Origin of the sequence: Bradyrhizobium sp. UFLA03-84, from assembly GCF_002289535.1 — a bacterium.
GTDB classification, from domain to species: domain Bacteria; phylum Pseudomonadota; class Alphaproteobacteria; order Rhizobiales; family Xanthobacteraceae; genus Bradyrhizobium; species Bradyrhizobium viridifuturi.
Genome location: NZ_NSJY01000013.1, coordinates 1 through 11,776 on the forward strand (window position 1 = coordinate 1; position 11,776 = coordinate 11,776).

Below are 11,776 nucleotides of genomic sequence, written 5' to 3' on the forward strand. Positions count from 1 at the left end.
GCTCGACTAAATAGACGCCCGCCCCGGGGCCTGGGAGTGTGGAACGTGGAGAGAGCCCCCACCCCAACCCTCCCCCGCAAGCGGGAGAGGGAGCCGACCGCCGATGCAACTCGAATTCATATGCAATAGCGCTGCCCCTGCGGGTGAAGGGACGCTTTTGTGATATTTCGGAATATTAGAAATATACCCCTGATTTGCCCGACACGTCAAGCTGCCGTGTCGAACGCCGGCCCCGCCGGCTCCTTTGCATGGGGTTGTTTTCGATATTTTCGTAACGCGTCCCTGCGACAGCCTTGCGTCTACCGCCCCGCGGCCTTCCTCGGCTTGCCGATGTCGCTGCGCAGGGCCTCGAGCTCCTTGCGCACGGCACTCGCCGCGTCGCGTTCGATCTTGCGGTAGCGCGCCACCAGGGAGAGACCGAACGGGGTCAGCACCGCGCCGCCGCCGTTCTTGCCGCCGGTCTGCCGCTCCACCGCCGCCTGCCGGCAGATGCGGTTGATCTCGTCGACCAGGTCCCAGGCGCGTTTGTAGCTCATGTCCATGGCGCGGCCGGCGGCCGAGATCGAGCCGCATTCCCTGATGTTTTCCAGCAGCAGGATCTTGCCCGGCCCGATCCGGTCCTCGGCATCGAGGTCGATGCGGACGCTCAGGGAGGGGAGCGATGAGGCGCTCGATTTCGACATGGGAGACCTTCTCTCGGCAACAGATTGCCACTACCTCCTTTCATGAACAAGATGAACCCGTTACATAACGGGAAATCGCAAAAGAATATTTGGGGTAGGCATGACTTCTTCATCGCTGTTTTCACCGCTCAAGGTCGGTCCCTATGAGCTGAAGCACCGTGTCGTGATGGCGCCGCTGACGCGGATGCGGGCGGCGCGGCCGAGCCTCGCGCCGCGGCCGATGAACGCGGAATATTATGCGCAGCGCGCGACGCCGGGCGGCCTGCTGATCGCGGAAGCCTCGCCCGTCGTCGCCACCGGCTTCGGCAATCCCGGCGTTCCCGGCATCTACAGCGAGGCCCAGATCGCGGGTTGGCGCGAGGTGGTCGATGCCGTGCACGCCAAGGGCGGCTTGATCTTCCTGCAACTCTGGCACGTCGGCCGCGTCTCGCATTCCTCGTTCCAGCCTGACGGTGCGCTGCCCGTGGCGCCGTCGGCCGTCGCGATCTCCGCCGAGTTCAAGTGCATGACGGCGGACGGCAAGGTCGTCGAGTACGAGACGCCGCGTGCGCTCGAGACCGCCGAGGTCGCACTGATGGTGGAGGCTTACAGGCAGGGCGCGAAGAACGCGCTCGCCGCCGGCTTCGACGGCGTCGAGATCCATGGCGCCAATGGCTATCTGATCGAGCAGTTCCTGCAATCGAAGAGCAATGTGCGGACCGATCAGTATGGCGGCTCCATCGAGAACCGCGTCCGCTTCCTGCTGGAGGTGACGCAGGCGGTGACCGAGGTGTGGGGCGCCAACCGTGTCGGCGTGCGGCTTTCGCCCTACGGCATTGCCAATGGCAGCGGCGAGGCCGATCCGATGCCGCTCTACAGCCACGCCATCAAGGCGCTGGACAAGTTCGGGCTCGCCTATCTGCATTTCATCGAGCCGCGCGCCTCGGGCACCGGCCGCGCCGACGTCGACTGGCAGAACGTGCCGTCCGCGATGGTGCTGTACCGGCCGATGTGGAGCGGCGTGCTCATCACCGCCGGCAATTTCGTCGGCGACAGCGCAGAGCGCGCACTTGCCGAGGGCCATGCCGATGCGATCGCGTTCGGCCGCTATTTCATCTCCAACCCGGATCTGCCGCGCCGCCTGCAACGCGGCTATCCGCTGACCAAGTACAACCGCGCCACCTTCTATGCCGGCGAGGAAAAGGGCTACACGGACTATCCCGTGCACGACGAGCTGGCGCAGGCGTAAGTCTTTAGCAGGCCTCGTAGCCCGGATTTCGCTGCACTGCATCCGGGCTACAATGCCTCCATCTTCGTCATTGCGAGCGAAGCGAAGCAATCCATATCTCCGATATGCGGAGAGATGGATTGCGTCGTCACTTCGCAATGACGCCGAGCAATGGAGCGCTCCTGATGTTTCCGGACGACGAATTCGAGCCGACCAAGAAGCCAAAGCCCGTGGCGCCGGCGAAGCCCGCGGCGGGGCAATGTTTGTGCGGCAAGGTGCGGTTCGAGATCGACGTGCCGGCGCGCTGGGCCTGGCACGATCACACTGCCGCCAGCCGCCGTGCGCATGGCGCGGTCTATGCGACCTATGTCGGCAGCTGGAAGAAGCGCTTCCGCATCACGCAGGGCGAAAGCGAGCTGTCGCGTTACGAGGATGCGAAGAGCAAGACCGCGCGCAGCTTCTGCGCCAATTGCGGCACGCCGATCATCTATGAGCGCGCGCGGTCGCCGCACATGGTCAACATCCCGCGCGCGCTGTTCTCGGGGCGCACCGGCCGGCAGCCGCTCTACCACATTGCGATCGAGGAATTGCAGGAATGGGCCTACACCGGCGAGCCGCTGGTGCCGCTGAAGGGCTATCCCGGCGTGGTCTGGCAGCGGTCGAAAAAGAAGAAGCGCAGTGAGCGCGAGGGGATGTTCTGATGCATGATCCGGAAAAGTGCGAAGCGGTTTTCCGAAAAGATCATGCACAAACAAGCGACGCGAACAGCGCTCGTCAGCTTCCGGGCGGGGCGGTCGCACCAACGCCGCGTCAGTGCTTCACGTAGATGACCTCGTCCGTTCCGGCGTATTCCTCGGTCCATCCCCTCTTGTCGACGAGGAATCGCTTCAGAGGTTCATGCGCCTTCACCCAGAGCACCGTATCGATCTTGTACTTGTCGAGCACGGCATCCCAGGCGGGCTCGTCGATCTCCCATTTGATCAGGCTGAAATAGTCGCGCAAGAGCTCGTCGGGATAGGCGGTGGCCGACCGGCCGTCGATGAACACGGGCACCGTACCGCGCGTGTAGAAGATCAGGAGTCCGCCGACGTTCCAGTGGTTCAGGAGCCGTGCATGCGGAAAATGCGTTTGAAGATAGCGCGCATCCTGTTCCGACAGCAGCTGTGGAAGCGCGAGCGCCGGTTTGACGTATATCAGGGTCAGCGGCAGAGCGCACATTCCAACGATGCCGGCCACCAGCAACGAGCTCTGCACCTTGAGCTCATTCAGCTGCTTGGGCAGCAGCCGGTCCAGGTGCAGCGCCAGCGGCACCGCCGCGAACATGAAGAAGAACGACATGTATCTGTATTGATAGAATCCCAACAGCAGGAACAGCCAGGCCAGCAGTCGCGACTCCAGAGGAGCGGTCGAAGCCGCCGGATGGCGGAGCTCGAACGCAACGAACATGGCGATATAGACGATACCGGGAACGCTTCCCGGCATGGTGAAGTTCGCAGCATAAGACCACCACTCGGTGATATGCGCCTGTGCAAAATGGCCCAGCGTGGTCGCGACGCCGTTGTAGATGTGCCAGCCGAGAGGATTGACGAGGATGGCGACGAGGCAGCCGGCCGCTGCGAAGCTGTAGATCCTAAGGCCTGCCCAGTCTCGCTTGAGCACGGACACCGCGCCGAAAAAACCGATGAGGAGTAGCCCGAGCATGAAGCCGCCATGCAGATTGGCCCAAAGCACCATCATCACGGGCAGCAGGAACCATCGGGTTCGTTTCAAGCACTCCGCGTAGAAGATGACGCAGAACACCATGGTGGGGGTGTTTGGCGACGCCGAGAGATAGGAGTTCGGGGCTGTCGCAAAGGCCGGGTAAAGCACGCAGGCGGTCAGAACGGAAATGCCGACCGCGAGCGCCGAGGCGCCGCTGCCGAGGCAGATCGATGTGAGATATCCGGCGATCACCGCGCCACATGCAACGACTGCCAATGTGAGGCCGGTGTATCCCGTGTATTGAAACACCACGCTGGCGATCACGTCCCAAAGCCAGGAGAGATTGTACCATTGCCTGTTGCCGAGGGTGAATGACCACGGATCCTGGAACGGGACGCTGCCGCGTTCTCTGATCAAGTCTCCGGCGGCGAGGTGCCATCCGAGGTCGAGGTGGCCAAGCAGAAGCGGCCCGTTTGCCAGGTAGTACACCGATGAGAACGCGATCACGAAGAGATAGATTCCCGGCTTCGCGAGCTTGATCGTTCCTGGTCCTCTCTCAAGCTTGGTGCCGTTCCAAGCCGCCAGCGCGTCCATGAATCAGTCCTGCGATCGAAGCGGGGCCTGCGGGCTTTCGGCCTGCCTGGTGGAGACAAACAACCGCCGCTTTAGGACACTCTCGCTAAAGTAGCGTTAATCTCGGCGGCGCAATTCGACGCTGCCCGCCGAGGGAGTTTCCCGGAACTCGCGATCATCATGGTGCTCGCATGGGTACGCCAGGCGCGCGCCTGCGGAATGCGGCCATGACCGGCCGCTCGATTGCTCCCAAAGCGCAAGTTTGGTCATCTCTTTCGGTGCCGTCGGCCAACGTGCTGGCAGGCCTGGAGGGAACATGAAGAATCGCATCACCGGCCGCTCGGCATTCTTGGCATTGCTGAAGGATGAAGGCGTCACCCATCTGTTCGGCAATCCCGGCACCACCGAGCTGCCGATCATGCATGCGCTCAAGGACCATCCCGATCTCACCTATGTGATGGCGATGCAGGAGAGCCTGGTCGTCGCGATGGCCGATGGCTTCAGCCGCGCCTCCGGCAAGCTCGTTGCCTGCAACGTCCATGTCGCGCCCGGCCTCGGCAATGCGATGGGCTCGCTCTACAACGCGAGCTTCACCGGTACGCCGCTGATCCTCACCGCCGGCCAGCAGGAGCAGGGCCACGGCTTGACCGAGCCGGTGCTGTTCGGTCCGCTGGTGCAGATGGCCACTCCCCTGGTGAAATGGGCGGTCGAGGTGACGCGGCTGGAAGATCTGCCGCGCATCGTGCGCCGCGCCGCCAAGATCGCGACCACGCCGCCCACCGGTCCGGTGTTCATCTCGCTGCCCGGCGACATCCTCAACGCTGAAGCCGGCATCGAGCTCGGCCGCTCTACCCGGGTCGACACCCGCGTCCGGCCGTCGGAGGATTCGCTGAAAGCACTGGCCGCGCGCATCCTCAAGGCGGAGCGTCCGGTGATCGTCGTCGGCGACGAGATCGTCAAGAGCGATGCGCTGCGCGAAGCCGCCGACCTCGCCGAGACGCTGGGCTGCCCGGCCTGGCAATCGTCGACGCCCTATGGCGCGCATTTCCTGTCGGAAAGCCCGAGCTTCATGGGCGCGATCGCGCGGCTGCAGAAGGTCGCGCGCGACGTGCTGGCGCCGCATGATCTTTTGATCGCGCTCGGCGGCGATCCCTTGCGGATGTCGGTCTACAGCGAGGTCGATCCGCTGCCGGACGGGCTCTCGATCGTGCAGGTCGGGCTGGTCGACAGCGACCTCGCCCGCAACTATGGCGCCGAGATCGCGGTCAAGGCCGACGTCAAGGAAACGCTGCGTGCGCTGGTCCCGGCATTGAAGGAGCTCGGCGGCAGCGCGCTGGAGACGCGCGCGAAGCAGGGGCTTGCGGCGCTCGCATCGAAGAACTGGGCGGCGAAGCGCAGGGCGCTGGTCGAGCAGATCTCCAAGGTGAGCCAGACTTCGCCGATCGATCCGGACTGGCTCGCGTTGCAGGTCGTGGAAGCGATGCCCGACAATGCGATCCTGGTCGACGAGGGCCTGACCTCGTCGCGCCAGATCATCGCGCTGCGCGCGCATCGCGACCGCTATGGTTATCACGCGCTGGCTTCCGGTGGTATCGGCTGGGGTCTGCCGGCCGCGGTCGGCGCCAGCCTCGCCAATCCGCAGCGCCCGGTAGTGTGCTATTCCGGCGACGGCTCGTCGATGTATTCGATCCAGTCGTTGTGGACCGCAGCCAACCACAAGCTGCCGCTCAACTTCGTCATCGTGAACAATGGCGGCTATCGCATCATCAAACAGCGCCTGCTCGCCTTCCATGGCGACGACAACTACGTCGGCATGGACTTCATCGATCCGCCCGTCGATTTCACCGGCATCGCGCGCTCGCTCGGGCTCGAGGCGATCAAGGTGACGGATCCGCGGGAGCTGAAGGCCACGCTGAAATCCGCGTTCAGCCGCCCGGGTGCGAAGCTGATCGAAGTGGTGGTTAGCAACTCGGTGAATTAGTTGGGACGTCATTTCCGGGGTCGGTCCTGCGGACCGCCCGGAATGACGGCGTCTACCCCGCCGCAGCGCTCCGCTTCACGCGATACCGGCTCGCCGGATGCGTGTCGTCGACCTTGGCGCGCCCGGCGCCGAACAGCTTCTCGCGCAAGGTGCCCTTGGCATAGTCCTGCTTGTAGCGCCCGCGCTTGACCAGCTCCGGCACCAGCATGTCGGCGATGTCTTCGAAGTCACCGGGCGAGATCGCGAACGCGACATTGAGGCCATCGACATCGGTGTCCTCGAACCATTGCTCGATCTTGTCGGCGACCTGCTCGGGCGTTCCGACGACCACGGGGCCAGCGCCGCCGATGCCGACATGCTCGGCGACCTCGCGCACGGTCCAGACCCGGTCGGGATCGGCGCGGGTGACATTGTCCATCGCCGAGCGGCCGGCATCGTTCTGCACGTGCCGCACCTCCTGGTCGAGCGAATAGGTCGAGAAGTCCACCCCGGTCCAACCCGACATCAGCGCCAGCGCGCCTTCGTGGCTGATATGGCTGCGGTACTCCGCGTACTTCGCCTTGGCCTCGGCCTCGGTCGGCGCCACCACGATGCACATCATCGAGAACATCAGGATCTCGGCTGCGTTGCGGCCCTTCGCTGCCGCGAGTTCGCGGATCGCCGACACCCGCGGGCCGATCACCTTGGCTGACGGGCCCGACATGAACACGCATTCGGCGTGCTCGGCGGCGAATTGCCGGCCGCGTGGCGAGGTGCCGGCCTGATAGAGCACCGGCGTGCGCTGCGGCGACGGCTCCGACAGATGGATCGCGTTGAGCCGGTAGTTGGCGCCCTCGTGCTGCACCCGATGCACCTTCGACGGATCCGTGAAGATGCCGCGCGCGACGTCGCGGATCGCAGCGTCGTCCTCCCAGCTGCCTTCCCAGAGCTTGTAGACCAGCTCCATATATTCGTCAGCGAGCTCGTAGCGGTCGTCATGCGCGGTCTGCTTGTCCTTGCCGGCGCCGCGCGCCGCCGAATCGAGATAGCCGGTCACCACGTTCCAGCCGACCCGGCCGTTGGTCAGGTGGTCGAGCGTCGACATCCGCCGCGCGAACGGGTAGGGCGGCTCGAACGAGAGATTGCTGGTGACGCCGAAGCCGAGATTTTCAGTCACCGCGGCCATCGCGGGGATCAGCATCAACGGCTCGTTGGCCGGGGTCTGCGCCGCGTTGCGCAGCGCCGCATCCGGATTGCCCGCATACACGTCATAGACCCCGAGCACATCAGCGAGGAACAGGCCGTCGAACCGGCCGCGCTCCAGCGTTTTCGCCAGGTCGGTCCAGTAGGACAGCTTGTTGTAGTCCTTGGTGCGGTCGCGCGGATGGGTCCATAGCCCCGGCGACTGATGCGCCACGCAGTTCATGGCAAAGGCGTTGAGCCGGATTTGTTTTGTCATTGTCGAAAACCTTGGTCGAAACCTTGAGCGCCGCTTCGATTGCTGCCCGGTTGGGCGTCCCGCATCAAATTGGTGCGACTTCCCACGTTTTGGCAAGGCCCCTTCGCGATTCACACCCTTCCGGTGGCGGGCCGATCCCGATAGGTTGCCGGCCTCCAGAAGCATGATCCGGATGTGCGACGCAGCGATCCGACGGGATCATGCCAAGACGCGACCGGACGAAGGAACAATCATGGCGACACGGGAAGACGCAATCGCAAACGTGCGAGAGCATTTTCAATCGGGACAGTTCCTGAAGGAGCTGGATCGCAGGGTCGGCTACCAGACCGAGAGCCTGAATGCCGACAAGGCTGACGCGTTGCGCGCCTATCTGGTGGAGAATTTGCAGCCGGCCTTCGCCGAGCTCGATTTCAAGACCAGGCTGATCGAATCGCCGACCGGCCGCGGCCCCTATCTGATTGCCGACTACCAGGAAGATGCCGCGCGGCCGACCGTGCTGACCTACGGCCATGGCGACGTCGTCGACGGCATGGTCGGCGAATGGCGCGACGGGCTCAATCCCTGGCAGATCACGGTCAAGGGTGATCGCGCCTATGGCCGCGGTACCGCCGACAACAAGGGCCAGCATTCGATCAACATGGCCGCGCTCCGTGCGGTGAAGCAGGCGCGCGGCGGCAAGCTCGGCTTCAACGCCAAGTTCATCATCGAGACCGGCGAGGAGATCGGCTCGCCCGACCTGCGCGAGGTCTGCGAGGCGCATCGCGAGGAGCTGAAGGCCGATCTTTTCATTGCTTCCGACGGGCCACGGCTGTCGGTGGAACGTCCCACCATCTTCCTCGGCTGCCGCGGCGGCAACCGCATCCATCTCGACGTCAATCTGCGCGAAGGCGGCAACCATTCCGGCAATTGGGGCGGCGTGCTGGCCAATCCCGCGACTATCCTGGCCAATGCGATCGCGAGTCTGGTCGACGGCAAGGGCCGCATGAAGCTCGATATCCTCAAACCGCCGCCGATCTCGAACCGCGTCCGCGCCGCGCTCGCCGACGTCGAGATCAAGCCGACGGCGGACGAGCCTCAGCTTGCGGAAGATTGGGGCGAGGAGGGCCTGACCGCAGCCGAGCGGCTCTATGCCTGGAACACGCTCGAAGTGCTGGCGATGTCGGCGGGCAATATCGACAAGCCCGCCAACGCGATTCCCGGCAGGGCGAATGCGGTGCTGCAACTCCGCTTCGTGGTCGGCACGAAATATCTCGAAGTGATCGATGGAGTCCGCGACTATCTGCACAAGAACGGCTTCCCGATGGTCGAGGTGTCCGGCGCGCAGCGTTTCGGCGCCTCGCGCACCGACATGGACAGCCCATGGATCGACTGGGCCGCGAACTCGATCCGCGCCACGACAGGCAAGGCGCCGGCGGTGCTGCCGAACTTCGGCGGCTCGCTGCCGAACGACGTGTTCTCCGAAGGCCTCGGCCTGCCGACGATCTGGGTGCCGCATTCCTACCCGGGCTGCTCGCAGCACGCGCCGGACGAGCACATCCTGCTGCCGGTGACCGAGGAGGCGCTGACCATCATGGCCGGCCTGTTCTGGGACCTCGGCGAGACGCCGCGCAAGTGACGCACGACTGGATGGCTCCCTCACCCCGCGCTTGCGGGGAGAGGAGAAGAGAAGCAGCGAGAAAGCCTGAGTTCGCCAAGGAATCTAGATGACGCTATCGACGCCGATTAACTCTCAGGCCGACGTGACGACCAAGAAAAACATCACCCGCCTGATCGTCGCGACCTCGATTGGCAATGCGCTCGAATGGTACGACATCTCGGTCTACGCCTATTTCGCGGTCTACCTCTCCAAGGCGTTCTTCCCGGCCAATGATCCGACCACCTCGCTGCTGCTGACCTTCGGCAGCTTCGGCCTGTCGTTCCTGATCCGCCCGATCGGCGGCGTCGTGCTCGGCGCCTATGCCGACCGTCACGGCCGCAAGGCCTCGCTGATGCTGTCGATCGTGTTGATGACGTTCGGCACGCTGGTGCTGGCGCTGATGCCGACCTTTGAGACCATCGGCATCCTGGCGCCGATCGCGGTGATGCTGGCGCGGCTGGTGCAGGGCTTTTCCGCCGGCGGCGAGTTCGGCTCCTCGACCGCGTTCCTCGTCGAGCACATGCCGGAGCGGCGCGGTTTTGTCGCCAGCTGGCAGTTCGCGAGCCAAGGCGTCAGCGGCCTGCTCGGCGCGGGGTTTGGTGCGCTCCTGACCTCGCTGATGAGCCCGGAGGACCTGCAATCCTGGGGCTGGCGGCTGCCGTTCCTGTTCGGCGTGCTGATCGGCCCGGTCGGCATCTATATCCGCAACCATGTCGACGATGCCACCCCGCCGCCTGCGGCGGGGCAACAGGACTCGCCGGTCAAGGAAGTGTTCGCGCGGCAGATGCTCCCCACGATCCTTGCGATCGGCGCGCTCGCGGTCTCGACCGCCGTCAACTATCTGATCGTCTACATGCCGACCTATGTGGTGAAGACGCTCAACCTCGCGCCATCGATCGGCTTCACCGCCGCATTCGCTGCGCAGACCGCGGTCGCGCTGCTGGCGCCGATCGCAGGCTTCGTCTCCGACAAGATCGGACGCACCACGCACATGATCCTGTTTGCGCTGCTGCTGCTGGTGTCGATCTTCCCGGCCTTCCTGCTGCTCACGGGCAAGCCGACGCCTGCGATCATCCTGCTCGGCGTGCTCTGGCTCGGCGTGCTCAAGGCGCTGTATTACGGGCCGCTGGCCGCGCTGATGTCGGAGCTGTTTCCGCCGGCGACGCGCGCGACCGGCCTCGGCCTGAGCTACAATATCGGCGTCACGCTGTTCGGCGGCATGGGGCCGGCGATCATGACCTGGATGGGAAGCTTTGCGCTGATCGGCGAGCTTGCGCCGGGCTATTATCTCACCGCGGTCTGCATCCTCAGCCTTGCTGCACTCTTCACGATCCGCAGGCTGCGGCTCGCATGATCCGGAAAAGTGCGAAGCGGCTTTTCGAGATGATCATGCGCAAACCGTACCTGATTTCGTGAAACGAAATTCGAATATCCAGATTGTTGCAAAGCAGCGTAGATAGTCGAAATCAAAGTTTCATCTGACGAAAGTATACGGTGTGCGGCGCGCGTCATCCGTCTTAGGATGCCGCCGCCGGGCGCGTTGCTTCATCGTGCCCGCTTCACGATCTTGGAATTGAAGGCAAGGAAGGCCAGGGCATGAACGCCTCCACGACTGCGACCGCACGGACCAGCCGCAAGAGGCCATCACCGGATCCGGGCCAACCCGACAAGTTCAACGCAATCCAGAAGGTCTGCGCGATCCTGCGCGTGCTCGCGCAGCGCTCGCCGTTGCGGCTGACCGACATCGCCGACACCACCTCGCTCAACAAGGCGACCGCGCTGCGCATCCTCAATTCGCTGATCGAGGAAGGTTTTGTCTCCAGGGTCACCGGTGCCAAGACCTATGAGCTCGGCCAGGAGGCGCGGGTGATGGCGGTCGGCGCGCGCCGCTCGGTCGACATCGCGGAGCTGGCGCAGCCGAGCCTGTTGCGGCTGTCGGAGCGCTCGGCGGACACGGCGCTGTTGTCGGTACGATCCGGCGTCGAGGCGCTGTATCTGGCGCGCTCGGTCGGCAGCCACCCGTTGCAGCCGAATTATCTGCAGATCGGCAGCCGCCGTCCGCTCGGTGTCGGCGCCGGCGCGCTGGCGCTGCTGGTCTGGCTGCCGGACGCCGAGATCGAGGCCGTGATCGAGGTGATCGTGCCGCGGCTGGCGAAATCGCCGCGCATCACGCCAAAATTCCTGCGCGAGCGGATCGCGGTGGCGCGCAAGGCCGGCCACACCGTGCTGCTCGACGCTGCGTTCCCCGGCATGGGCGGTGTCGGCGTTCCGGTCCGCGATGATGCCGGCGAGGTGGTCGCTGCGCTGTCGATCGGCGCCGCCACCGACCGCATCCGCCGCCGCGAGGGCGAACTCGCCGACATGCTGAAGAAGGAAGCCCAGGTGCTTGCCCGCGCGATGGCACAGGCGCCGAAGAACGGGCGGTCCGCAAAGGTCACGAGCTGACCGGATCGGGAGTCGGGATTTGGCAGTTCCTGGCAGCAGGAATTCGGCTGTTCCAGCCTGCGCACTGACCGGGCGGGTCGGTTTAATCAAGCGATTAATCTGAGGAACCCAA

General features: G+C 64.5%; 9 protein-coding genes. 6 read left to right on the forward strand and 3 right to left on the reverse strand.

Annotated features, from left to right (window positions below):
* Positions 1–299: 299 nt before the first annotated feature.
* Positions 300–683, reverse strand: a complete 384-nt coding sequence (locus CK489_RS14015) for a winged helix-turn-helix domain-containing protein (protein WP_050628477.1) — start codon at positions 681–683, stop codon at positions 300–302.
* Positions 684–783: 100 nt separating this feature from the next.
* Here CK489_RS14015 and CK489_RS14020 point away from each other — a divergent pair, with 100 nt between their 5' ends.
* Positions 784–1,911 (forward strand): alkene reductase, encoded by a 1,128-nt coding sequence (locus CK489_RS14020; RefSeq protein WP_095732681.1) that lies wholly within the window; start codon positions 784–786, stop codon positions 1,909–1,911.
* Positions 1,912–2,075: 164 nt separating this feature from the next.
* Complete coding sequence (locus tag CK489_RS14025; protein ID WP_245350370.1) at positions 2,076–2,591, forward strand: GFA family protein; 516 nt, start codon at positions 2,076–2,078, stop codon at positions 2,589–2,591.
* A gap of 109 nt (positions 2,592–2,700) precedes the next feature.
* Here the strand turns inward: CK489_RS14025 and CK489_RS14030 are convergent, their stop codons facing one another.
* The gene (locus tag CK489_RS14030) at positions 2,701–4,185 is read right to left on the reverse strand and encodes a hypothetical protein (RefSeq protein WP_095732682.1); all 1,485 of its coding nucleotides are present in this window, start codon (positions 4,183–4,185) and stop codon (positions 2,701–2,703) included.
* 295 nt (positions 4,186–4,480) lie between these two features.
* On the opposite strand from CK489_RS14030, the gene CK489_RS14035 reads away from it, so the two are divergent.
* Positions 4,481–6,145 (forward strand): thiamine pyrophosphate-binding protein, encoded by a 1,665-nt coding sequence (locus tag CK489_RS14035; protein ID WP_095732683.1) that lies wholly within the window; start codon positions 4,481–4,483, stop codon positions 6,143–6,145.
* 52 nt (positions 6,146–6,197) lie between these two features.
* Here CK489_RS14035 and CK489_RS14040 read toward each other — a convergent pair whose 3' ends face one another.
* A complete protein-coding gene (locus CK489_RS14040) occupies positions 6,198–7,583 on the reverse strand; it encodes an LLM class flavin-dependent oxidoreductase (RefSeq protein ID WP_050628481.1) in 1,386 nt (461 codons plus the stop codon).
* Positions 7,584–7,815: 232 nt separating this feature from the next.
* On the opposite strand from CK489_RS14040, the gene CK489_RS14045 reads away from it, so the two are divergent.
* The 3 genes from CK489_RS14045 (at position 7,816) to CK489_RS14055 (ending at position 11,664) form a co-directional block, all read left to right on the forward strand.
* Entirely contained in the window at positions 7,816–9,198 is a 1,383-nt protein-coding gene (locus tag CK489_RS14045; RefSeq protein WP_095733633.1) for a M20 family metallopeptidase, read from the forward strand.
* Positions 9,199–9,286: 88 nt separating this feature from the next.
* A complete protein-coding gene (locus CK489_RS14050; RefSeq protein WP_050628482.1) occupies positions 9,287–10,573 on the forward strand; it encodes an MFS transporter in 1,287 nt (428 codons plus the stop codon).
* Positions 10,574–10,815: 242 nt separating this feature from the next.
* On the forward strand, positions 10,816–11,664 hold the full coding sequence (locus CK489_RS14055; RefSeq protein ID WP_094193955.1) for an IclR family transcriptional regulator: 849 nt from the start codon (positions 10,816–10,818) through the stop codon (positions 11,662–11,664).
* Positions 11,665–11,776: the final 112 nt, after the last annotated feature.